The sequence below is a fragment of the Burkholderia sp. FW306-1C-G01B genome (genome assembly GCF_058781685.1).
The window spans coordinates 97209-119781 of sequence record NZ_JBYSWZ010000014.1 but is presented as its reverse complement, the minus strand read 5'-3'; the positions used below and the strand labels follow the sequence as shown (position 1 = coordinate 119781).

The window sequence follows — 22573 nt, the reverse complement described above, 5'->3', positions numbered from 1 at the left end:
GAGCGCGACGCCGTCCAGAGCGTCGCCACGGCACACCCGGCCGCCAACGGGGAATCGCACGGACATGGGATGGACAAGCTCGCGATCGAGGGCGGCCGCCGCCTGTCCGGCGAGATCGTCGTGTCGGGCGCGAAGAACGCCGCGCTGCCGATCCTGTGCGCGGGGCTGCTCACCGCCGATCCGGTCGAGCTCGACAACGTGCCGAACCTCAAGGACGTGCGCACCACGCTGAAGGTGTTGAACCAGATGGGCGTGAAGAGCGAGACCGACGGCTGCCGCGTGCAGCTCGACGCGTCGCGCGTCGACAACCTCGTGGCGCCGTACGAGCTCGTGAAGACGATGCGCGCGTCGATCCTCGTGCTCGGGCCGCTGCTCGCGCGCTTCGGCGAGGCGAAGGTGTCGCTGCCGGGCGGTTGCGCGATCGGCGCGCGTCCGGTCGACCAGCACATCAAGGGCCTGCAGGCGATGGGCGCCGAGATCAGCATCGAGCACGGCTTCATCGAAGCGCGCGCGAAGCGCCTGAAGGGCGCACGCATCGTGACCGACATGATCACGGTGACGGGGACGGAAAACCTGCTGATGGCCGCGACGCTCGCGGACGGCGAAACGGTGATCGAAAACGCGGCCCGCGAACCGGAAGTGAGCGATCTCGCACACTTGCTGGTCGAGATGGGCGCGAAAATCGACGGCATCGGCACCGATCGCCTCGTGATCCAGGGCGTCGAGCGGCTGCACGGCGCGCGCCATTCGGTGATTCCCGACCGCATCGAGGCCGGCACGTTCCTGTGCGCGGTCGCGGCGGCGGGCGGCGACGTGATGCTGACGGGCGTGCGCCCGCATATCCTCGACGCGGTGATCGACAAGCTGCGCGAAGCCGGCGTGTCGATCGAGGAAGGCGACAGCTGGCTGCGCGTGAAGATGGACCGCCGGCCGTCGGCGGTGACGATCCGCACGTCGGAATACCCGGCGTTCCCGACCGACATGCAGGCGCAGTTCATGGCCCTCAATACGGTCGCGACGGGCACCGCGCAGGTCGTCGAGACGATCTTCGAGAACCGTTTCATGCACGTGCAGGAGCTGAACCGGCTCGGCGCGAACATCACGATCGACGGCAACACGGCGCTCGTGACGGGCGTCGAGAAACTGTCGGGCGCGAACGTGATGGCGACCGACCTGCGCGCGTCGGCGAGCCTCGTGATCGCCGGGCTGCGTGCCGACGGCGAAACGATCGTCGACCGCATCTATCACCTGGACCGCGGTTACGACCGCATGGAAGCCAAACTGACCGCCGTCGGCGCGAACGTGCGCCGCCTCTCCGGGAGCCAAGCATGAGCGTGCCGCTGACCCTCGCCCTGTCGAAGGGCCGGATTTTCGAGGAAACCCTGCCGCTGCTCGCCGCAGCCGGCGTGCAGGTGGCCGAGGATCCGGAAACGTCGCGCAAGCTGATCCTGCCGACGACCGACCCGAACCTGCGCGTGATCATCGTACGCGCGAGCGACGTGCCGACCTATGTCGAATACGGCGCGGCCGATTTCGGCGTGGCCGGCAAGGACGTGCTGGTCGAGCACGGCGGCTCGGGCCTGTACCAGCCGATCGATCTGAACATTGCGCGCTGCCGGATGTCGGTGGCCGTGCCGGCCGGCTTCGACTATGCGAACGCGGTGCGCCAGGGCGCGCGCCTGCGCGTCGCGACGAAGTACGTCGAAACGGCACGCGAGCATTTCGCGGCGAAGGGCGTGCACGTCGACCTGATCAAGCTGTACGGCTCGATGGAACTCGCGCCGCTGGTGGGCCTGGCCGACGCGATCGTCGACCTCGTCAGCTCGGGCGGCACGCTGAAGGCGAACAATCTGGTCGAGGTCGAGGAGATCATGGCGATCTCGTCGCGCCTCGTCGTGAACCAGGCTGCGCTGAAGTTGAAGCGCGCGGCGCTCAAGCCGATCCTCGACGCGTTCGAACGCGCGTCGCAGAATGGCGGTTGAGCGCATCACCGTAACGGAACTCCCATGGCCATCACCATCCGCAAACTCGATTCGACGCGCGACGGCTTCGACGCCGCGCTGCGTGCGGTGCTCGCATTCGAAGCGAGCGAAGACGAGGCGATCGAGCAATCGGTCGCGCAGATCCTCGCCGACGTGAAATCGCGCGGCGACGCCGCGGTGCTCGAGTACACGAACCGTTTCGACCGGCTGAACGCGGACAGCGTCGCCGCGCTCGAACTGCCGCAGGATGCGCTGCAGACGGCGCTCGACGGCCTCGCGCCGAAGGCGCGCGCGGCGCTGGAAGCGGCCGCGGCGCGCGTGCGCGCGTACCACGAGAAGCAGAAGATCGAGTGCGGCACGCATAGCTGGCAGTACACGGAAAGCGACGGCACGGTGCTCGGCCAGAAGGTCACGCCGCTCGACCGCGTCGGCCTGTACGTGCCGGGCGGCAAGGCCGCGTATCCGTCGTCGGTGCTGATGAACGCGATTCCCGCGCGCGTCGCGGGCGTCGGCGAGATCGTGATGGTCGTGCCGACGCCGGACGGCGTGAAGAACGACCTCGTGCTCGCCGCTGCGCTGCTCGGCGGCGTCGATCGCGTGTTCACGATCGGCGGCGCGCAGGCGGTCGGCGCGCTCGCGTACGGCACGGCAACGGTGCCGCCCGTCGACAAGATCTGCGGGCCCGGCAATGCATACGTCGCGTCGGCGAAGCGCCGCGTGTTTGGCACGGTCGGCATCGACATGATCGCCGGGCCGTCGGAAATCCTCGTGCTGTGCGACGGCACGACCGATCCGAACTGGGTCGCGATGGACCTGTTTTCGCAGGCCGAGCACGACGAACTCGCGCAGTCGATCCTGCTGTGCCCGGACGGCGCGTTCCTCGAGCGCGTCGAGAAGGCGATCAACGAGCTGCTGCCGTCGATGCCGCGCCAGGACGTGATCCGCGCGTCGCTCGAAGGCCGCGGCGCGCTGATCAAGGTGCGCGACATGGCCGAGGCATGCCGGATCGCGAACGACATCGCGCCCGAGCACCTGGAAATCTCGGCACTGGAGCCGCAGCAATGGGGCCAGCAGATCCGCCACGCGGGCGCGATCTTCCTCGGCCGCTACACGAGCGAGAGCCTCGGCGACTACTGCGCGGGCCCGAACCACGTGCTGCCGACGTCGCGCACCGCGCGCTTCTCGTCGCCGCTCGGCGTGTACGACTTCATCAAGCGCTCGAGCCTGATCGAGGTCAGCGCCGAAGGCGCGCAGACGCTCGGCGAGATCGCGTCCGAACTCGCGTACGGCGAGGGGCTGCAGGCGCACGCGAAGAGCGCCGAGTTGCGGATGAAGGGGTAACCCGCGCGCTCTGCGCGGGGCCGGGGCGGGCGCTGACGCGCCGCCCCCCGGTTGAGGAGACGCAGCGCAGGGCGGCAGCCGCCGCCTTGCCGACCATTTGATGCCGGCGCGACGCACGCCGGCTTGAAACCATGACGACGCCACAAGACATCATCCGCCGCGACGTGCTCGCGATGACGAGCTACCCGGTGCCGGACGCGAGCGGATTCGTGAAGCTCGACGCGATGGAGAACCCGTATCCGCTGCCCGAACCGCTCGCCGCGGCGCTCGGCGAGCGTCTCGCGCAGGTCGCGCTGAACCGCTACCCGGCGCCGCGCCCGGCCGCGCTGCTCGACAAGCTGCGCCACGCGATGGGCGTTCCGGCCGCATGCGACGTGCTGCTCGGCAACGGGTCGGACGAAATCATCAGCATGATCTCGGTCGCGTGCGCGCAACCGGGCGCGAAGGTGCTCGCGCCGGTGCCGGGCTTCGTGATGTATGAACTGTCCGCGAAGCTCGCGCAGCTCGAATTCGTCGGCGTGCCGCTGAAGGCCGACCTGACGCTCGACGTCGACGCGATGCTCGCGGCGATCGCAGAGCACCGCCCGGCGATCGTCTATCTCGCGTACCCGAACAACCCGACCGGCACGCTGTACGACGATGCCGACGTCGAGCGGATCGTCGCGGCCGCGCGGCACAGCCTGATCGTGATCGACGAGGCGTACCAGCCGTTTGCCGAGCGCTCGTGGCTGCCGCGCGCCGCCGAATTCGACAACGTCGTCGTGATGCGCACGGTGTCGAAGCTCGGCCTCGCGGGCATCCGCCTCGGTTATCTCGTCGGGCGGCACGCGTGGCTGACCGAATTCGACAAGGTGCGTCCGCCGTACAACATCAACGTGCTGACCCAGGCGACCGCCGATTTCCTGCTCGACCACCTCGACGTGCTCGACGCGCAGGCGGCCGAACTGCGCGCGGAGCGCGCGCGCCTCGCGCAGGCCGTGGCCGCGCTGCCGGGCGCGACGGTGTTCCCGAGCGCCGGCAATTTCCTGCTGGTGCGCGTGCCGGACGCGGCCGCCGTGTTCGACGCGCTGCTCACCGAGCGGGTGCTGGTCAAAAACGTGAGTAAAATGCATCCGTTACTGGCCGAATGCGTGCGGCTGACCGTCGGTTCTCCCGACGAAAACGCCCGCCTGCTGGCCGCTTTGAAACTCGCGCTGCCCGGTTGAGCCCAGGGCGCGGCGGCGCGCGACGATCAATCCCCATTTACATCAGACTCAATCAAGGAATTGCCATGCGTGTGGCGGAAGTCGTTCGCAATACCAGCGAAACGCAGATCCGTGTGAAGCTCGATCTCGACGGCACCGGCCGGCAGAAGCTGGCCACCGGCGTGCCGTTTCTCGACCATATGCTCGACCAGATCGCGCGACACGGTCTGGTCGATCTCGAGGTCGAAGCGCATGGCGACACGCATATCGACGACCACCACACGGTCGAGGATGTCGGCATCACGCTCGGGCAGGCCGTCGCGAAGGCGATCGGCGACCGCAAGGGCATTCGCCGCTACGGCCATTCGTACGTGCCGCTCGACGAGGCGCTGTCGCGCGTCGTGATCGACTTCTCGGGCCGGCCGGGCCTCGAATTCCACGTGCCGTTCACGCGTGCGCGGATCGGCACGTTCGATGTCGACCTGTCGATCGAATTCTTCCGCGGTTTCGTGAACCACGCGGGCGTCACGCTGCACATCGACAACCTGCGCGGGATCAACGCGCACCATCAGCTCGAGACGGTGTTCAAGGCCTTCGGCCGTGCGCTGCGCGCGGCGGTGGAGCTGGACGAGCGTGCGGCGGGGCAGATCCCGTCGACGAAGGGCAGCCTCTGAACTTCCGAACGGACGGACGCTAAGGACAACCTCACGGCTTCGGCGCGCGGCGCCGGCTTGCGATGGATCTGCTCAAATCGTTCATTTCGCTGCTTGCGCTGATCAATCCGATCGGCGCGGTGCCGTTCTTCCTGAGCCTGACGGCGCAGCAGACGGACATCGAGCGGCGCCGCACGATCCGGATCGCGTCGGTGTCGGTGTTCTGCGTGATGACGGTGACGACGCTGCTCGGGCAGCAGATCATCGACTTCTTCGGCATTTCGGTCGGCTCGCTCGAAGTGGGCGGCGGGATCATCATGCTGCTGATGGCGATCAACATGCTGAACGCGCAGATCGGCAACACGCGATCGACGCCGGAGGAGCGCCACGAGGCCGAGCTGAAGGACAACATCGCGGTCGTGCCGCTGGCGATTCCGCTGCTCACGGGCCCCGGCTCGATCAGCACGGTGATCATCTATGCGGCGAACTCGCGTCACTGGTATGAGCGGGCCGGGCTGGTCGCGATCGGCGCGGTCCTGGCTTTGCTGTGTTTCGTCGCGATGCGGCTCGCCGAGCCGATCGCGAACTGGATCGGCCGCACGGGCATCAACATCGCCACGCGGCTGATGGGTCTGATGCTGTCGGCGCTGGCGGTGGAATTCATCGTCAATGGACTGAGGGCGCTACTGCCTGCACTGAGATGAAAACTTCGATTGCGATTGTGGATTATGGGATGGGCAACCTGCGCTCGGTCGCGCAGGCGCTCAAGAAGGCCGAACCGGACGCCGACGTGGCGATCGTCGACACGCCGGCCGCGATTCGCGCGGCCGACCGCGTCGTGCTGCCCGGCCAGGGCGCGATGCCCGACTGCATGCGCTGCCTCGGCGAATCGGGCCTGCAGGAGGCCGTGATCGAGGCGTCGCGCACGAAGCCGCTGCTCGGCGTGTGCGTCGGCGAGCAGATGCTGTTCGACTGGAGCGCGGAAGGCGACACGAAGGGCCTCGGCCTGCTGCCGGGCAAGGTCGTGCGTTTCGAGCTCGACGGCCGGTTGCAGGACGACGGCTCGCGCTTCAAGGTGCCGCAGATGGGCTGGAACCGCGTGCGCCAGTCGCAGCCGCACCCGCTGTGGGACGGCGTGCCCGACGACGCGTATTTCTACTTCGTGCACAGCTATTACGTGTGCCCGGACAACCCGGCGCATACGGTCGGCGAAACGGCCTACGGCGCGCCGTTTACGTCCGCGGTCGCGCGGGATAATCTCTTCGCGACCCAATTTCACCCCGAGAAAAGCGCGGAGGTCGGGTTGCGTCTGTATCGCAACTTCGTACACTGGAAACCGTGAACGTCGCGTGCGTGCCACAGTCGGCGGGCCGGAGAGGCCCGTCTTGCGGGGCTCGCGCGCCAATGCGCCGAAAGAGTTGTACTAAACTAGCGAGACGGCGCGGTACCGGATTGGCCGGTACGCGCCGGATTCTTTTCTTCTTCCACGACGATACCCGATTGCTATGTTGCTGATTCCGGCCATCGATCTCAAAGACGGTCAGTGTGTGCGCCTGAAACAGGGCGATATGGACCAGGCCACGATTTTCTCCGAGGACCCGGCGGCGATGGCCCGCAAGTGGGTCGATCTCGGCGCCCGGCGGCTGCATCTGGTCGACCTGAACGGCGCGTTCGCCGGCAAGCCGAAGAATCTCGAGGCGATCGAAGCGATCCTCGACGAAGTCGGCGATGAAATCCCCGTACAGCTCGGCGGCGGCATCCGCAGCCTCGAGACGATCGAGAAGTATCTCGACGCGGGCCTGTCCTACGTGATCATCGGCACGGCGGCCGTGAAGAACCCGGGCTTCCTGCAGGACGCGTGCACCGCGTTCGCCGGCAACATCATCGTCGGGCTGGACGCGAAGGACGGCAAGGTCGCGACCGACGGCTGGAGCAAGCTGACGGGCCACGAAGTGATCGATCTCGCGCGCAAGTTCGAGGACTACGGCGTCGAATCGATCGTCTACACGGACATCGGCCGCGACGGGATGCTGCAGGGCATCAACATCGAGGCGACCGTGAAGCTCGCGCAGGCGGTCGGCATTCCGGTGATCGCGAGCGGCGGCCTGTCGAACCTCACGGACATCGAGAATCTGTGCGAAGTGGAAGAGCACGGCGTCGAAGGCGTGATCTGCGGCCGTGCGATCTACTCCGGCGATCTCGATTTCGCGGCCGCGCAAAAGCGCGCGGACGAACTGAACGGCGAGCTCGACAACGCGTAAGCGCGGTTGTCCCGTTCGCCGGGGCTGCCCGCAGGGCGGCCCCGACCGGAAGCCTCGCGCGAGGCTTCCGTAACCGGCCGTCCCATCGCGGCATTTGGCGCAACATCATGGCTTTAGCTAAACGCATCATCCCCTGCCTGGACGTGACCGCCGGGCGTGTCGTCAAGGGCGTCAATTTCGTCGAGTTGCGCGACGCGGGCGACCCCGTCGAAATCGCCCGCCGTTACGACGACCAGGGCGCCGACGAACTGACGTTCCTCGACATCACCGCGACGTCCGACCAGCGCGACCTGATCCTGCCGATCATCGAGGCGGTGGCGTCGCAGGTGTTCATTCCGCTGACCGTCGGCGGCGGCGTGCGCGCCGTCGAGGACGTGCGGCGCCTGCTGAACGCGGGCGCGGACAAGGTCAGCATGAATTCGTCGGCGGTCGCGAACCCGCAGCTCGTGCGCGACGCGGCCGACAAGTACGGCTCGCAGTGCATCGTCGTCGCGATCGACGCGAAGCGTGTGTCGGCCGACGGCGAGACGCCGCGCTGGGAAGTGTTCACGCACGGCGGCCGCAAGGGCACGGGCCTCGACGCGATCGAATGGGCGCGCAAGATGGCCGAGCTCGGCGCGGGCGAGATCCTGCTCACGAGCATGGACCGCGACGGCACGAAGTCGGGCTTCGACCTCGCGCTTACGCGCGGCGTGTCGGACGCGGTGCCGGTGCCGGTGATCGCATCGGGCGGCGTCGGCTCGCTGCAGGATCTCGCGGACGGCATCAAGGACGGCCGCGCCGACGCGGTGCTGGCCGCGAGCATCTTCCACTACGGCGAGCACACGGTCGGCGAGGCGAAGCGCTTCATGGCCGACCAGGGCATTCCGGTGAGGCTGTGATGAACACGGAAACGAAATCCCTGCCCGCGTGGCTCGACAAGGTCCGCTGGGACGACCACGGCCTCGTGCCGGTGATCGCGCAGGAAGCATCGACGAACGACGTGCTGATGTTCGCGTGGATGAACCGCGAGGCGCTGGCGAAGACGATCGAGACGCAGCGCGCGGTCTACTATTCGCGCTCGCGCAAGCGCCTGTGGTTCAAGGGCGAGGAGTCGGGCCACGTGCAGCACGTGCACGAGGTGCGGCTCGACTGCGACGAGGACGTCGTGCTGCTGAAGGTCGAGCAGGTGTCGGGCATCGCGTGCCACACCGGCCGGCATTCGTGCTTCTTCCAGAAATTCGAGGGCACCGTCGACAACGGCGACTGGGTCGTGGTCGAACCGGTGCTGAAAGATCCCGAACACATCTACAAATGACGCAATCGACCGAAGACACGCTGCTGCGCCTCGCGGCGGTGATCGATAGCCGCAAGGGCGGCGATCCCGATCAATCGTACGTATCGCGCCTGTTCCACAAGGGCGACGACGCGGTGCTGAAGAAAATCGGCGAAGAGGCGACGGAAGTCGTGCTGGCCGCGAAGGACGTGCGCCAGGGCGGCGCGCCGACCGCGCTCGTCGGCGAGGTGGCCGACCTGTGGTTCCACTGCCTCGTGATGCTGTCGCACTTCGACCTGAGCCCGGCCGACGTGATCGCCGAGCTCGAGCGCCGTGAAGGGTTGTCGGGCATCGAGGAGAAGGCGCTGCGCAAGCGCCGCGAGCGCGAGGAAAACGGCGGGTGACACGCATCGGCCCGCCGCGGTGGCGACAGTGCGGTAAGCTGTAAGAATTGTCATCAAACGGGGGTAGCATCATGACCGATACGCCAAGCCAGTTTCCGCCGTCGTCGGTGCCGGGGGCCGCGGACGCCGAACGCCTGAACGGGCTGCGCACGCTGACTCACGTGCTCTATGGCCTCTACGCGTTTCATTGGCTGACGGGCGGCGTCACGGGCATCATCGCGATCATCATCAACTACGTGAAGCGCGGCGATGTGGCCGGCACGCCGTATGCCGATCACTTCGAGTGGCAGATCCGCACGTTCTGGCGCGCGCTGATCGCCTATGTGATCGGGTTCGCGCTGATGTTCGTGGTGGTCGGATTCGCAGTGATGTTTGTCACATGGATCTGGACGCTGTACCGTATCATCAAGGGTTGGCTGTACCTGAACGACAACAAGACGCTCGATCCGCAGGCGTGGTTCTGACCGGCCGCGCGCGGGTGTCTGCAGGAGCAACATGAGTCACGATCCGAATTGCCTGTTCTGCAAGATCGCCGCAGGCGAGATCCCGAGCACGAAGGTGCACGAGGATGACGAATTCGTCGCGTTCCGCGACATCCGCCCGGCGGCCGAGACGCACGTGCTCGTGATTCCGCGCCGGCACCTGCCGACGCTGTCGGCGGCGAGCGACGGCGATGCGCCGATGCTCGGGCGGCTGATGCTGCTCGTCGCGCGCCTCGCCGACCAGCTCGGCGTCGCGTATACGGGCGGTGAAAGCGGTTTTCGCACGGTGATCAACACGGGCCCCGGCGGCGGGCAGGAGGTTTACCATCTGCACGCGCATATCCTGGCCGGCCCGCGTCCCTGGCATCGGATGGGTTGACGGCGCGGGGCGTTTCCCCGCATCGATAGTCGAAGCCGGCGCGTCGCCGGCGATTTGCGCCGCGCAGCGGCGTGGTTGAGGAGAGGTTTCATCATGGGTGGATTGAGCATTTGGCACTGGCTGATCGTGCTGCTGATCGTCGCGCTGGTTTTCGGTACGAAGAAGCTGCGCAACATCGGCAACGATCTCGGCAGCGCGGTGAAGGGTTTCAAGGACGGCATGAAGGAAGGCGAAACGCCGGCCGACGCGCAGCAACTGCCGCGCTCGGGCTCGGTCGACGTCAACGCGAAGGAAACGACGCGTTCCGATTCGAACAAGGCGTAACGCCGGCACGCTGACAGGCATTCGCGATGCTGGATCTCGGTCTTTCGAAGATGGCGCTGATCGGCGTCGTCGCGCTCGTGGTGCTCGGCCCCGAGCGCCTGCCGCGCGTCGCGCGTACGGCAGGCGCATTGTTCGGCCGCGCGCAGCGGTACATCAACGACGTGAAGGCCGAGGTCTCGCGCGAAATCGAACTCGACGCGCTGCGGACGATGAAGACCGATTTCGAGTCGGCCGCGCGCAATGTCGAGACGACGATTCACGACAACCTGCGCGAGCACGAGAAGGAACTGAACGACACGTGGCATTCCGCGGTCGGGGGCCTTAACGAAGCTTCGGGCGATGCCGGGTCGTACGGTTCCGACACGCCGGCGGCGCCGTCGTGGCGCGGCAGTACGGCCGCGCTCGCGCCGAAGCGCCGCAACTGGCGTGTCAAGCAGGCGGCGACGCCTGTCTGGTACAAGCGCGCGATTACCCGCCGCACGCACGTGCAGTCGGGCGCCGCGCGTGTCGCGCGCCACCAGCCGGCCAGCCTGCGCCGGCCGACGCGCTTCTTCTGAGTCGAGCGCATGCTCGCTCGTCAATCCTACCGAGGGCCGGTGTGAGCGACCCCCAGCAGAACCCGGGCGACGCCCCGGAAGAAACCTTCATTTCCCATCTCGTCGAGCTCCGCGATCGCATCATTCGCGCGGGGCTGGCCGTGATTGTCGTGTTCCTCGGGCTCGTCTACTGGGCGCCCGACATCTTCAAGCTGCTCGCGCGGCCGTTGATGGAAAACCTGCCGAAGGACGGCAAGATGATCGTCACCGACGTCACGGGCTCGTTCTTCGTGCCGATGAAGGTCACGATGCTCGTCGCGCTCGTGATCGCGCTGCCGATCGTGCTGTACCAGATCTGGGCGTTCGTCGCGCCGGGGCTGTACCAGCACGAGAAGAAGCTCGTCGCGCCGCTCGTCGGCAGCAGCTACTTCCTGTTCCTGTGCGGGATGGCGTTCGCGTACTTCCTCGTGTTCCCGACGATCTTCCGCGTGATGGCGCACTACAACGCGCCGCTCGGCGCCGAGATGACGACCGACATCGACAACTACCTGAGCTTCGTGCTCGGGATGTTCGTCGCGTTCGGGGTCACGTTCGAGGTGCCGATCGTCGTCGTGCTGCTCGTCCGGATGGGCGTGCTGACGGTAAAGAAGCTGAAGGAGATCCGGCCGTACGTGATCGTCGGCGCGTTCGTTGTCGCCGCGGTCGTCACGCCGCCGGACGTATTCTCGCAGCTGATGCTCGCGCTGCCGCTGATCGTGCTGTACGAGGCCGGGATCCTGGCCGCGCGGTTCTTCGTACCGAAGAAGCCGGCCGAAGAGGGCGAGGCGGAGAACGGCGAAGCCGCGAGTTGATGACGGTGCGCCGGGCGGCGCGCGGCGGGTGGCCTTCTTCCGGGGCCATGCCTGTGCGGCCCGGTGGCGTTGGGGAGCAAAGCAAAGCGGGCGTTGAGGTCACATCCGCGGCAACAAGGTCTTCGATGCAAAGCAAAAGGGCAGCCACCGGCTGCCCTTTTGCGTTTCCGCTCACGGCCGGCGCGCGTCGGCACGCCAACCGTGAACGTCATTCGGTATCGCTGTCCTGTTCGTCGAGCGCCTGCTTCGGCGGCGGCGGGCGCTTGCCGATCACGACGTTCACGTCGAACTCCTTGCCCTTGCGCACGACGTGCACCTTGGTCGGCGTGCCCGGCTTGATCTGCGCGACGACGTTCAGCAGCTTCGTCGTATCGGTGATTTCCTCGCCGTTGACCGTGACCAGGATGTCGCCCGGCTTGATGCCTGCCTTGTCGGCCGGGCCGCCCTGCAGCACGCCCGCGACGATCGCGCCCGATTTCTGCTGGAGCCCGAACGATTCGGCGATCTCCGGCGTGACGTCCTGCGGCTCGACGCCGATCCAGCCGCGCGTGACCGAACCCGTCGTGATGATGCTTTCGAGCACGGTGCGCGCGGTCGATACCGGAATCGCGAAGCCGATGCCGAGCGAGCCGCCCGAGCGCGAGTAGATCGCCGTGTTGATGCCGAGCAGGTTGCCGTTCACGTCGACCAGCGCGCCGCCCGAGTTGCCGGGGTTGATCGGCGCGTCGGTCTGGATGAAGTTCTCGAACGTGTTGATGCCGAGGTGGTTGCGGCCGAGCGCGCTGATGATCCCCATCGTGACCGTCTGGCCGACCCCGAACGGGTTGCCGATCGCGAGCACGACGTCGCCGACCCGCGACTGGTCGGAACGGCCGAGCGTGATCGTCGGCAGGTTCGTCATGTTGATCTTCAGCACGGCGAGGTCGGTCTCGGGATCGCTGCCGATCACCTTCGCGGTGGCCGTGCGCCCGTCGGCGAGCGCGACCTCGATCTGGTCCGCGCCGTCCACGACGTGCTGGTTCGTTAGAATGTAACCTTCAGGGCTCACGATAACGCCCGAGCCAAGGTTGGCTGCCGGTTCGTCCTGCTGCTTGCGGGCGTTGCGGTCGCCGAAGAAGTAGCGGAACAGCGGATCTTTCGCGCGCGGGTCGGGCGGCAGCGAGCCGTCCTTGCTGGAGAATACGTTGACGACGGCCGGCATCGCCTTCTGCGCGGCGTCGGCGTACGACGTGGTCGCCGGTGCGCCGCCGATGCCCGGCGCGACTTCCCGCAGCGCAACGATCGGCGTCGCGAGCTGCTTGCCGAGCTGTCCTTGCCGTTGCAGCCATTGCGGCTTGAGCGTCACGACGATGAACATCAGCGCGAGCAGCACGGTAACCGCCTGCGCGAAGAACAGCCAGAAGCGTCTAAGCATCTGAATGGATTAGAGGTTTATATGGATCGGATCGAACTTGAATTGTACTTGAACAATACCCTTGAAACCGCGCGCTTCAAGGACTATTGCCCGAACGGCCTCCAGGTCGAGGGGCGCCGCAAGATCGAGAAGATCGCCACCGGCGTGACGGCGTCGCTCGCGTTCCTCGAAGCCGCGCTCGAATGGGGGGCGGATGCCGTGCTCGTTCATCACGGCTATTTCTGGCGCAACGAGGCGCCGCAGATCACGGGCCGCAAGTATCAGCGCCTGAAGCTGCTGCTCGCGAACGACCTGAACCTGTTCGCGTTCCACCTGCCGCTCGACGCGCACCCCCGGTTCGGCAACAACGCGCAGCTGGGCGAGAAGCTCGGGCTGATCGGCGAGCAGCGTTTCGGCGACGGCGACCTCGGCTGGATGGCGACGCTACCGATGCCCGTCACGCTCGAGCACTTCGTCGCGAAGGTCGAGCGCACGCTCGGCCGCACGCCGCTCGTGCTTGGCGATCCGGACCTGCAGCTGCGCCGCATCGCGTGGTGCACGGGCGCCGCACAGAGCTATTTCGACGCGGCGATCGACGCCGGCGCGGACGTATACCTGACGGGCGAGGTGTCCGAATACGTGACGCACACGGCCGCCGAAAGCGGTGTCGCGTTCGTTGCGGCAGGGCACCATGCGACCGAACGCTACGGAATCCAGGCGCTTGGCGCCCACTTGTCGGAAGAATTCGATCTCGAACACCTTTTTATCGATATTCATAATCCGGTCTGAACGCCGGATTTGCGGCAGCGCATCGACATTCCGAAATGTAGCGGGCGCTTAAAAGAGAAATGATTTAATCGCTCCGATAGTGGGGGATAACCCTTAACTATCAATCACTTCGAAGGGATTTTCATCTCCGGGCCTTGTAAATGACGACTCCATTCGAGCAAACTAGCGGCGGAATGGAAAGTCGTGACGGAAAATCCAACTCAGAAGTGGGGCGTGTGATGCGAGACAAGGAAGAGAAACGCGTCGACAGCGGCCGCCGTACCTGGCTGATTGCGACATCCGTAGCAGGTGGCGTAGGAGGCGTAGCCACCGTCATACCTTTCGCGGCGTCGCTTGCGCCGTCCGCGAAAGCGAAAGCGGCCGGTGCACCGGTCGAGGTCGACATCAGCAGCCTGAAGCCCGGCGAGATGGTCACCGTGCCGTGGCGCGGCAAGCCCGTCTGGATCCTGAATCGCACCGATTCGATGCTGGCCGACGTGGTCAAGGCCGACAAGGAAGTGGCCGATCCGACCACGAAGTCCCCGTATTCGATGCCGTTGCCCGCATATTGCGCGAACGAATATCGCGCGCGGACCGATCGCAAGAACATTCTCGTCGTGATGGCCGTATGTACGCACCTCGGCTGCACGCCTAGCCAACGCTTCACGCCGGGTCCGCAGCCGAACCTGCCGGACGACTGGCCGGGCGGTTTCCTGTGCCCGTGCCACGGTTCGACCTACGACCTCGCCGGCCGTGTGTTCAAGAACAAGCCGGCGCCTCAGAATCTCGACATCCCGCCCTACATGTTCACGTCGGCGACGACCCTCGTGATCGGCAAGGACGAGAAAGGAGAAGCGTGATGGCCGCCGACAACAAGGAAGTCTCCACGACAGGTCTCACCGGCTGGATCGACCAGCGCTTCCCGCTCACGTCCACCTGGAAGAAGCACGTTTCCGAGTACTACGCGCCGAAGAACTTCAACTTCTGGTACTTCTTCGGCTCCCTCGCGCTGCTCGTGCTCGTCAACCAGATCGTCACGGGCATCTTCCTGACGATGAACTACAAGCCCGACTCGACGCTCGCGTTCGCGTCGGTCGAGTACATCATGCGCGAGGTGCCGTGGGGCTGGCTGATCCGCTACCTGCACTCGACCGGTGCATCGATGTTCTTCGTGGTCGTCTACCTGCACATGTTCCGCGGGCTGCTGTACGGGTCGTACCGCAAGCCGCGCGAGCTCGTGTGGATCTTCGGCTGCGCGATCTTCCTGTGCCTGATGGCCGAGGCGTTCTTCGGCTACCTGCTGCCGTGGGGCCAGATGTCGTTCTGGGGCGCGCAGGTGATCGTGAACCTGTTCTCGGCGATCCCGTTCGTCGGCCCGGACCTGTCGCTGTGGATTCGCGGCGACTACGTCGTGTCCGACGTCACGCTGAACCGCTTCTTCGCGTTCCACGTGATCGCGATTCCGCTCGTGCTGATCGGCCTCGTGATCGCGCACCTCGTCGCGCTGCACGAAGTGGGGTCGAATAACCCGGACGGCATCGAGATCAAGGCGAAGAAGGACGAGAACGGCATTCCGCTCGACGGCATCCCGTTCCATCCGTACTACTCGGTGCACGATTTCCTCGGCGTGTGCGTGTTCCTGATGGTCTTCGCACTGATCGTGTTCTTCTCGCCGGAGATGGGCGGCTACTTCCTCGAGGCGAACAACTTCGTCCCGGCGAACCCGCTGCAGACGCCGCCCGAGATCGCGCCGGTCTGGTATTTCACCGCGTTCTACGCGATGCTGCGCGCGACCACCGACCCGTTCAAGATCGTGCTGATGATCGCGATCGCGGCGCTCGGCGTGCTCGCGCTGATCCGCGCACGCGGCAAGTGGAAGGTCGGGCTGCCCGTGCTGGCCGCGGCGATCGTCGTATTCATGTACCTGACGGAGTCGAAGTTCTGGGGCGTCGTCGTGATGGGCTCGGCGGTGATCACGCTGTTCTTCCTGCCGTGGCTCGACCGTAGCCCGGTGAAGTCGATCCGCTACCGGCCGTTGTTCCACAAGGTGTTCCTCGGGATCTTCGTCGCGGCGTTCCTGACCCTTGCGTTCCTCGGCACGCGGCCGCCATCGCCGGTTGCGACGCTGATCGCGCAGGCCTGCGCTTTGGTCTACTTCGCGTTCTTCCTCGGCATGCCCGTCTGGACGCAGCTTGGCACGTTCAAGCAGCCGCCGGAGCGGGTGCGCTTCAAGCCCCATTAACGTGAGCGAGGAGAGAACGATATGAAGAAACTGCTTTCGACACTCGCGCTGATCGGGGCGACCGCGTGTGCGCTGCTGGCGGCGCCTGCCGTGCGGGCGGAAGGTAATTTTCCGCTCGACCGGGCGCCCGATAACACGGAAAATCTCGTTTCGCTTCAGCACGGCGCGCAATTGTTTGTAAACTATTGCCTGAACTGCCACAGCGCGAACCTGATGCGCTACAACCGTCTGACGGATCTGGGCATATCCCAGAAGGAGATCGAAACGAATCTCCTGTTCACGACCGACAAGGTCGGAAACACGATGTCCGTCGCGATGCGGCCCGAAGACGCGAAGAATTGGCTCGGCACCTCGCCGCCCGACCTGTCGGTCGAGGAGCGCGCGCGCGGCCGCGACTGGCTGTATACGTATCTGCGGAGTTTCTACCGCGACGATACGCGGCCGTCCGGCTGGAACAACGCGGTGTTCGAGAACGTCGGCATGCCCCATGTGTTGTGGCAGCTGCAGGGGCAGCGCATCGCCAAATTCGAAGACAAGACGGACGAGGAGACGGGCGAGAAGGCCCACACGCTCGTCGGCTTCCAGCAGGTCACGCCGGGGACGTTGTCGTCACCGGACTATGATGCTGCGGTTGCCGACCTGGTGGCCTATATGACATGGATGTCCGAGCCGGCCCAGCATACCCGCAAGCGCCTCGGCGTGTGGGTGCTGGTCTTTCTCGGTGTCCTGACTTTCCTGGCCTGGCGGCTCAATGCCGCGTACTGGAAAGACATCAAGTAAACACGCCTGACCGGCGTGGGGCCGGCGCAACGCGGAACCCGTGAAAGGGGTTTCGCCGCGTGCCGGCCCTCGGCTTTTTTGAGGAAACGCAAATATGATGGTTCTGTATTCCGGCACAACTTGCCCGTTCTCCCAGCGTTGCCGGCTGGTGCTGTTCGAGAAGGGCATGGACTTCGAAATCCGTGACGTCGACCTGTTCAACAAGCCGGAAGACATTTCGGTGATGAACCCGTATGGTCAGGTGCCGATCCTGGTCGAGCGTGACCTGATCCTGTACGAATCGAACATCATCAACGAGTACATCGACGAGCGCTTCCCGCATCCGCAACTGATGCCGGCCGACCCCGTGCAGCGCGCACGCGCGCGCCTGTTCCTGCTCAACTTCGAGAAGGAACTGTTCGTTCACGTCAGCACGCTCGAGAACGAGAAGGGCAAGGCAGCGGAGAAGAATCACGAGAAGGCACGCCTCGCGATCCGCGATCGCCTGACGCAGCTCGCGCCGATCTTCGTGAAGAACAAGTACATGCTCGGCGAGGAGTTCTCGATGCTCGACGTCGCGATCGCGCCGCTGCTGTGGCGTCTGGATCACTACGGCATCGAGCTGTCGAAGAACGCTGCGCCGCTGATGAAGTACGCCGAACGGATCTTCAGCCGTCCGGCCTATATCGAAGCACTGACGCCGTCCGAAAAGGTCATGCGTCGTTGATGATGCAATGAAGGCAAGACGGAGCAGGCGGCGCGGCGTGCCGCGCGCCCGCTCCGGGTTCGAGGATTGTGATGCAAGAGATTTCAACGAAGCCTTATCTGCTGCGCGCGTTGTACGAGTGGTGCACCGATAACGGTTACACGCCGCATATCGCGGTGAGGGTCGACAACTCGACGCGCGTGCCGCGTCAGTTCGTGCGTGACGGCGAGATCGTGCTCAACATCAGCTTCGAGGCGACGAGCCAGTTGCAGATGGGCAACGAGTGGATCGAGTTCACTGCCCGGTTCTCCGGGAAGGCGCACAAGATCGAGATTCCGGTTGCCAACGTGCTCGCGATCTATGCGCGCGAGAACGGGCAGGGGATGGCGTTCCAGGTCGATGCGGTCGCGGGCGAAGGCGAGGATTCGGGCACGTTCGACGATGAAGCCGCGCAGGCGGATGACGTGCAGCGCGACGAGTCGCCTGCCGCACTGACGCCGGTCGCGGAGCGAGGCGCGAACGAGGAACCCTCCGAAGGTGCCGACGAACCGCCGAAAACCGACGGCGACGGCTCGAAAGGCGGCTCCAGACCTCGCCTCAAGATCGTGAAATGAGGTAGAATCTCGCGCTTACGCCGGCTTAGCTCATCTGGTAGAGCAGTTGATTTGTAATCATCAGGTGGCGGGTTCGAGTCCTGCAGCCGGCACCAAACACTAGTTTCAAGTAGTACCCGGAAGTCCCAAAACCCGCGTCCAGCCTAGCGCTGACGCGGGTTTTTTGTTTCAGGACGTCCCGTGAGAGGCCGGGGCATCCCGAAAATTTGGGGGTAAGATTCGGGGTATGACTTCCGGGATTTGGGGGTATGCCGTACCCCCGACGAACAATGAAAACCAAACCTCTTACCGACGCCAAGTGCCGCAACGCTAGATTCGATGAGGCCGGGGGAAACAAACTCTTCGACGGCGGCGGGCCACCGTCGTTGGCTGTTTCCGTAGCTGTCGATACTGCCGACGACGATAGTTCGCCGAATCCTGTTCAGCAGCGGCGATCGCCTGGACGAACTTCTCGCAGGTGGTGCCAAGTTGCTTTGTCGTCAGGCGCGGGGCTTCGAGCGCGAGCGTCGAGGCGAGCGTGACGGCGATCGCTACGAGCTTCCCCGCGTCGTCACCACGGTTCCAGAAGCAGCCCGTCGCCTTTTCCAACGCCTCAACGTACCTGCCATCGAACACAAACTTTGCTGGCTCGGTCTCGAAGAGTGGGCTTGGAGCTGCCGTCACTGTGATCTCGAAGTTCCGGTTGTGCTTTTCGCGGCATCCGAATTCATTGCCTTGCTCTTGGCGGCGTCGACCTGACGAGCGCGGCCGGCCGTATGACGATGCAGGTATTGAATGCCGTGGCCGAATTTGAACGAGATCTACTGATAGAGCGGACGCAAGCCGGCATCGCGCGAGCAAGGGCGGAAGGGAGGGCGATGGGTCGTCCGTCCGCGCTGACTAAGCAACAGCAAGACGACGTGCGCCAGCATTTGAGCGAAGGGGCAAGCGTGGCGAGTCTCGCGAAACGGTATGGCACGAGCCGTCAGACGATCATGCGGGTACGCGACGCGGCGTAATGCGCGCCGCTCAAAGTTACTTTTTGTGCGCTGGGCAGCGACTTTATCCGCCCAGGTGCGTGCGGATATCGGGGACATGACGCAGGACCGGTGCTGCAATGGTCGATCCGCCGCCGAATTGATGAGCGTAGGGCCTTTGACGGTCGCTAAGCGCTTCGTTCGGCGGCGGCGCTGACGTCCCAAACTAGGTTCCCTTTTTCGCGACTGTCTTCGAGATTTCCTCAAATATCACAAGCGGAAGCTTGTTAATGACAATGCAGCCGTTTTTTCCGGCCGCCTTGACCGCGAGCACGACCGAGTTCTTCTGAGACTCCGCGACTGATCTGCCTTTCTCTGGATTGGCTTCTTTGACGTGGCTCAAAGCTTTTTTCGCGGCAGCCTCGCCGTCTGATGCTGACACAATCATCTCCAGCACATGAGGATGATCTAGCGTCTTCACGTACGCCTTGTATAGTTTCTCGGCCATATTGCCCCCGTTTTTATAACAATCTACTTGGTCTCACTGCTCGAAAACTCTAGCACGTTCGCTGTTTCGACTGCTATTCGACCGAACCCCCCACCGCTCTAGGCGCATTTGCGCCGAATAGCCCCGTGGCGGCAAGGGCGACGGCGTGGGGAATTCTTTGCGCGCAGCGTTCCAGATTGGGGCAACTGCCGAGTGAGTCGCAGTGCCTTATCCCGGCGTCTATCTCCAAACTTATCTCCAAGAAAAGAGGGTTTTTGGAGACATACTTGGAGATAGTCGGAGCCTTGCCAGTCGCGGCAGACAGGCCGAAATGAGCGCTTGTCTCCAAATCTCCAACAAAAATTCGTTCCGGCGGCGTACGGAACGCATGTTTCCTTGGCGGTGCGTCACGGAAAGACGAAGGGAAACTCCGCGAAGCAGCCATCGCGCAATTTTTTCGATAGCTCTTCAGCGTGCTCCGGCTCACCCTCTTCGTGCGTGGCGAGATCCAGGTAATAGTTCGCGCCATCGTGTTTCGCGTAGATGATCCAATCGCCAGTTAGCCCCCTTTGGGCTCGTTCCTCGAATCCGCCGACTACGAGGCGGTGCGCGAGGTAGGCTTGCCACAGTTCGGGATCTTCGCCGTATGTCTCCGCGACTTCGCGCAGCATCCGATCTAGATCTCTGTTCCCGCCGTCGGCGAGATTCCAGCGGATTCCGATATTTCGGACAAGGTGCCGGGCCGAACTGAAGTGCTTATGCCAAAAGGGTTGGAGGTGAGGTCCCTTGAATGGCGATTCACGCTTTGTTTTGGATGTCGGGCGGATGCCTTCGAGATAGTCGAGTTCGTCCAACACGGCGAACGGGTCGAAGTACCGATCGCTCTTATCCAGAAGCCGGACCGCGAGGGCGATACTGATGCGCGGCGCGTATGGCCGTCCGCGCACTGCCGTCGTCTTGATCTTGGCGATCTCGTCCGGGGTCAAACTGACCATCGTTCTTGATTTTTCCACTGCCGGCGTATGCATGACGTTGACGCCTGTAGCATACACATATGCTCCGTGAGGTCGCTCTCGCAGGTCTCTCAGTGTATGGGGGTACGTTTGGGGGTGTGTCGGATCTTTGTCTGGGGAGATTTTTATTGGAATCAGTCTATTAAGACGTAAATACCATTCCTGCAGCCGCACCATATTGAACGAAGGGCCGGGAGATTGATTCTCCCGGCCCTTTGTCTTTTCTGCTTCGCAAGGCGACATATGTGACGTCGGCCGCATGCCTGCTTCGGCACACGGAATGTGCCGAAGCAGGCATGCGGGATTTCCTTCGCGACCCGGCGCCGCGCATCGCTAAGCGATGCCGTTGCGCCGCAGCCAGTCTTCCAAGCAGTGCCTGCATACCGATTTCCCGCTTTCGAGCAGGTGGATGCTGCGGTCGCCCGATTCCATTCGATAGATGCCTGTGGAAAGATCGATATCCGGTCCCAACACACGAAGAAGGAAGGCTTCGTCGAACCAGAATTCGTTTTCTGCTTTCGGTGAAATCACGACTACCTTGATTAGCCGACCGTGCGGCACCGCGTCACGCCGATCGATCAAGGCTGCCATGGTTGGCGATGTGCGCGAACCGAACGCAATCCCGTGGATGTCGCACTTGACGAGCGGGCCGCTCTCCGAACAACGTGTAGGCGTGGTGCTCGCGAACCAGATTGCCGACCGGATCAAAGAAGCGCTGCACGCGGCTATGGCGGTTGGTCGCGTCGATCCATCTTCCGCTCGCATCGAACGTGAAGCGTTCGGATTCGTCGCCAGCCGATCGAGCGATCGGCTGGCCGGCACGATCATGTTCGAGCGTTACGACTTGCCCGGCGTCGTCGATCGACTGCAGCAGGCCGTCCGCTTCTCCATACGTGTAACGGATCGTTCGCCCGTCGAATCCCGTTTCTCGAACGATCCTGCCCAGCATGTCGTACTCGAAACCGTACGTCGCGGATTGTGCGTTGACGACGGCCGTGACATGACCCAGGCCATCGTAGCGGTACGTGGTCGAATGCCCCAGCGGATCGGCTCGTCGCGCGATGCGGCCTGCGGCGTCGTAGTCGAAACGTGTCTCGTTGTTCAGGGGATCCGTATGCGCGAGCAGCCGGCCTTCGGCGTCGTAGCTGACACGCTCGATACCGGCCGGTGTCCTGATCTCCGTCGGTCGGCCGTTCGCGCCGTACGCAAATGTCGTCATGGCGCCGGACGCATCCTGCTCGCTGGCCAGCCTGCCGTCGGCATCGTAGGCCAACGCCGTGGATTTGCCGGAACAGTCTGTCCGGGAAGTCACGCGACCTGCGGCGTCGTAGGTGAGCGCAACGACACCGCCCCTCGCATCCTTGATTGCCGTGACGTTGCCTTGCCCGTCGTAGCTGTATTCGGTCCGGTGACCGAGCGGATCGATACGCGCGGTGACTTGGCCGGCCGCATTGTGTTCCTGCTTCCAGACATGGCCGTGCGGATCGGTTACGCCGACGAGACGCTCATTGTCATCGTAGGCCATGCCGATCGTGCTGCCGTTCGTCTGCAGATGTTCGACGAGATTGCCGCGTGCGTCGTAACGCATTTGTTCGACGCTGCCGTCGCGATGGATATATTGAGTCAGGTTGTCGTGCTCGTCGCGATACAGCCATTCTTCGCTGCCGTCGGGGTGAATGACACGGAACGTGTAGCCCTTGATGTCGTAGTAGTGGCGGGAAACGAATCGGCGTCGGGCGCCGCGAAACGGATTCGATGGGCAGGTTGTTCCCCGCCGGCCCCGGGGTGAACTGCTCGGGAAAGCCGCGTGAGTGCCCGCGATTCTTGAGCAAGAGGGCGTGGTAATCGAAGGCCAATACGCTGGGTATCAGCCGTGCACGTCACGTGCAGGCGCATTTCATGCGGCAGACAATGGATTAGTTGGTCGCTGGTGCTGGCCGGCAAGGTCAGATACCGCTATTGCGTGCCTGTTTTACTGTCACG

General features: G+C 64.3%; 27 protein-coding genes, 1 tRNA gene and 2 pseudogenes. 24 read left to right on the top strand and 6 right to left on the bottom strand.

Translation table 11 applies throughout. The features are described 5' to 3' along the window. The first annotated feature begins 69 nt into the window (after positions 1 to 69). The 16 genes from murA (at position 70) to tatC (ending at position 11652) form a co-directional block, all read left to right on the top strand. Complete coding sequence (gene murA, locus AC3WLY_RS26070; protein ID WP_492308843.1) at positions 70 to 1332, top strand: UDP-N-acetylglucosamine 1-carboxyvinyltransferase; 1263 nt, start codon at positions 70 to 72, stop codon at positions 1330 to 1332. Beyond that, positions 1329 to 1982, top strand: coding sequence for an ATP phosphoribosyltransferase (gene hisG, locus AC3WLY_RS26065; protein ID WP_034183648.1), 654 nt, complete (start codon positions 1329 to 1331; stop codon positions 1980 to 1982). The genes murA and hisG overlap by 4 nt, the downstream gene beginning before the upstream one ends. Positions 1983 to 2006: 24 nt before the next feature. Then, a complete protein-coding gene (hisD, locus tag AC3WLY_RS26060; RefSeq protein WP_492308805.1) occupies positions 2007 to 3323 on the top strand; it encodes a histidinol dehydrogenase in 1317 nt (438 codons plus the stop codon). A 131-nt stretch (positions 3324 to 3454) separates the two neighbouring features. Beyond that, on the top strand, positions 3455 to 4528 hold the full coding sequence (gene hisC, locus AC3WLY_RS26055) for a histidinol-phosphate transaminase (RefSeq protein WP_072443886.1): 1074 nt from the start codon (positions 3455 to 3457) through the stop codon (positions 4526 to 4528). A 65-nt stretch (positions 4529 to 4593) separates the two neighbouring features. Next, positions 4594 to 5181 (top strand): imidazoleglycerol-phosphate dehydratase HisB, encoded by a 588-nt coding sequence (gene hisB / locus AC3WLY_RS26050; protein ID WP_011546606.1) that lies wholly within the window; start codon positions 4594 to 4596, stop codon positions 5179 to 5181. Positions 5182 to 5243: 62 nt separating this feature from the next. Next, a complete protein-coding gene (locus AC3WLY_RS26045) occupies positions 5244 to 5864 on the top strand; it encodes a MarC family protein (RefSeq protein WP_072443888.1) in 621 nt (206 codons plus the stop codon). Further along, positions 5861 to 6502, top strand: coding sequence for an imidazole glycerol phosphate synthase subunit HisH (gene hisH, locus AC3WLY_RS26040; protein WP_310141938.1), 642 nt, complete (start codon positions 5861 to 5863; stop codon positions 6500 to 6502). Before AC3WLY_RS26045 ends, hisH begins: the two co-directional genes overlap by 4 nt. Positions 6503 to 6665: 163 nt before the next feature. After that, positions 6666 to 7421, top strand: coding sequence for a 1-(5-phosphoribosyl)-5-[(5-phosphoribosylamino)methylideneamino]imidazole-4-carboxamide isomerase (gene hisA / locus AC3WLY_RS26035; RefSeq protein WP_175963218.1), 756 nt, complete (start codon positions 6666 to 6668; stop codon positions 7419 to 7421). A 107-nt stretch (positions 7422 to 7528) separates the two neighbouring features. After that, positions 7529 to 8302, top strand: a complete 774-nt coding sequence (gene hisF, locus AC3WLY_RS26030; protein ID WP_034183654.1) for an imidazole glycerol phosphate synthase subunit HisF — start codon at positions 7529 to 7531, stop codon at positions 8300 to 8302. Then, the gene (gene hisI, locus AC3WLY_RS26025; RefSeq protein ID WP_492308806.1) at positions 8302 to 8718 is read left to right on the top strand and encodes a phosphoribosyl-AMP cyclohydrolase; all 417 of its coding nucleotides are present in this window, start codon (positions 8302 to 8304) and stop codon (positions 8716 to 8718) included. The genes hisF and hisI overlap by 1 nt, the downstream gene beginning before the upstream one ends. Then, entirely contained in the window at positions 8715 to 9080 is a 366-nt protein-coding gene (locus AC3WLY_RS26020; protein ID WP_006485344.1) for a phosphoribosyl-ATP diphosphatase, read from the top strand. Before hisI ends, AC3WLY_RS26020 begins: the two co-directional genes overlap by 4 nt. Positions 9081 to 9151: 71 nt before the next feature. Continuing rightward, entirely contained in the window at positions 9152 to 9544 is a 393-nt protein-coding gene (locus AC3WLY_RS26015) for a hypothetical protein (RefSeq protein WP_310141928.1), read from the top strand. Between the two features lie 31 nt (positions 9545 to 9575). Next, positions 9576 to 9941, top strand: a complete 366-nt coding sequence (locus AC3WLY_RS26010) for a histidine triad nucleotide-binding protein (protein ID WP_096472296.1) — start codon at positions 9576 to 9578, stop codon at positions 9939 to 9941. Positions 9942 to 10034: 93 nt separating this feature from the next. Then, a complete protein-coding gene (tatA, locus tag AC3WLY_RS26005) occupies positions 10035 to 10265 on the top strand; it encodes a Sec-independent protein translocase subunit TatA (RefSeq protein ID WP_034183658.1) in 231 nt (76 codons plus the stop codon). A gap of 26 nt (positions 10266 to 10291) precedes the next feature. After that, positions 10292 to 10822 (top strand): Sec-independent protein translocase protein TatB, encoded by a 531-nt coding sequence (gene tatB / locus AC3WLY_RS26000; RefSeq protein ID WP_072443901.1) that lies wholly within the window; start codon positions 10292 to 10294, stop codon positions 10820 to 10822. Between the two features lie 41 nt (positions 10823 to 10863). Further along, positions 10864 to 11652 (top strand): twin-arginine translocase subunit TatC, encoded by a 789-nt coding sequence (gene tatC, locus AC3WLY_RS25995; protein ID WP_310141921.1) that lies wholly within the window; start codon positions 10864 to 10866, stop codon positions 11650 to 11652. A gap of 208 nt (positions 11653 to 11860) precedes the next feature. Here the strand turns inward: tatC and AC3WLY_RS25990 are convergent, their stop codons facing one another. Next, positions 11861 to 13066 (bottom strand): Do family serine endopeptidase, encoded by a 1206-nt coding sequence (locus AC3WLY_RS25990; RefSeq protein WP_175963215.1) that lies wholly within the window; start codon positions 13064 to 13066, stop codon positions 11861 to 11863. 21 nt (positions 13067 to 13087) lie between these two features. On the opposite strand from AC3WLY_RS25990, the gene AC3WLY_RS25985 reads away from it, so the two are divergent. The 7 genes from AC3WLY_RS25985 (at position 13088) to AC3WLY_RS25955 (ending at position 18229) form a co-directional block, all read left to right on the top strand. After that, entirely contained in the window at positions 13088 to 13834 is a 747-nt protein-coding gene (locus tag AC3WLY_RS25985; protein WP_174417389.1) for a Nif3-like dinuclear metal center hexameric protein, read from the top strand. A 218-nt stretch (positions 13835 to 14052) separates the two neighbouring features. Further along, positions 14053 to 14673, top strand: a complete 621-nt coding sequence (petA, locus tag AC3WLY_RS25980; protein WP_034183663.1) for a ubiquinol-cytochrome c reductase iron-sulfur subunit — start codon at positions 14053 to 14055, stop codon at positions 14671 to 14673. Beyond that, positions 14673 to 16055 carry a cytochrome b gene (locus AC3WLY_RS25975; RefSeq protein WP_425132158.1) on the top strand — a complete coding sequence of 461 codons (1383 nt, stop codon included), beginning with the start codon at positions 14673 to 14675 and terminating at the stop codon, positions 16053 to 16055. The genes petA and AC3WLY_RS25975 overlap by 1 nt, the downstream gene beginning before the upstream one ends. A gap of 21 nt (positions 16056 to 16076) precedes the next feature. Beyond that, positions 16077 to 16835: a cytochrome c1 gene (locus AC3WLY_RS25970; RefSeq protein ID WP_492308807.1), complete on the top strand. Its 759-nt coding sequence runs from the start codon at positions 16077 to 16079 to the stop codon at positions 16833 to 16835. A gap of 94 nt (positions 16836 to 16929) precedes the next feature. Further along, positions 16930 to 17541, top strand: coding sequence for a glutathione S-transferase N-terminal domain-containing protein (locus tag AC3WLY_RS25965; protein WP_006400565.1), 612 nt, complete (start codon positions 16930 to 16932; stop codon positions 17539 to 17541). 71 nt (positions 17542 to 17612) lie between these two features. Next, positions 17613 to 18134, top strand: a complete 522-nt coding sequence (locus tag AC3WLY_RS25960) for a ClpXP protease specificity-enhancing factor (protein WP_204425565.1) — start codon at positions 17613 to 17615, stop codon at positions 18132 to 18134. Between the two features lie 19 nt (positions 18135 to 18153). After that, positions 18154 to 18229, top strand: a tRNA-Thr gene (locus AC3WLY_RS25955). Positions 18230 to 18506: 277 nt separating this feature from the next. On the opposite strand, the pseudogene AC3WLY_RS25950 reads toward AC3WLY_RS25955, so the two are convergent. Then, positions 18507 to 18722 (bottom strand): annotated as a pseudogene (locus AC3WLY_RS25950) (hypothetical protein); the annotation flags it as partial. Between the two features lie 98 nt (positions 18723 to 18820). On the opposite strand from AC3WLY_RS25950, the pseudogene AC3WLY_RS25945 reads away from it, so the two are divergent. Beyond that, positions 18821 to 19132, top strand: a pseudogene (locus AC3WLY_RS25945) (recombinase family protein); the annotation flags it as partial. A gap of 184 nt (positions 19133 to 19316) precedes the next feature. Here the strand turns inward: AC3WLY_RS25945 and AC3WLY_RS25940 are convergent. The 4 genes from AC3WLY_RS25940 to AC3WLY_RS25925 all read right to left on the bottom strand — a co-directional run bounded on the left by AC3WLY_RS25940 (position 19317) and on the right by AC3WLY_RS25925 (position 22241). Then, the gene (locus AC3WLY_RS25940; RefSeq protein ID WP_492308808.1) at positions 19317 to 19571 is read right to left on the bottom strand and encodes a hypothetical protein; all 255 of its coding nucleotides are present in this window, start codon (positions 19569 to 19571) and stop codon (positions 19317 to 19319) included. Between the two features lie 413 nt (positions 19572 to 19984). Further along, on the bottom strand, positions 19985 to 20605 hold the full coding sequence (locus tag AC3WLY_RS25935; protein WP_492308809.1) for a hypothetical protein: 621 nt from the start codon (positions 20603 to 20605) through the stop codon (positions 19985 to 19987). A 318-nt stretch (positions 20606 to 20923) separates the two neighbouring features. Next, the gene (locus tag AC3WLY_RS25930; protein WP_492308810.1) at positions 20924 to 21181 is read right to left on the bottom strand and encodes a hypothetical protein; all 258 of its coding nucleotides are present in this window, start codon (positions 21179 to 21181) and stop codon (positions 20924 to 20926) included. Beyond that, complete coding sequence (locus AC3WLY_RS25925; RefSeq protein WP_492332730.1) at positions 21156 to 22241, bottom strand: hypothetical protein; 1086 nt, start codon at positions 22239 to 22241, stop codon at positions 21156 to 21158. The genes AC3WLY_RS25930 and AC3WLY_RS25925 overlap by 26 nt, the downstream gene beginning before the upstream one ends. Positions 22242 to 22573 lie beyond the last annotated feature (332 nt).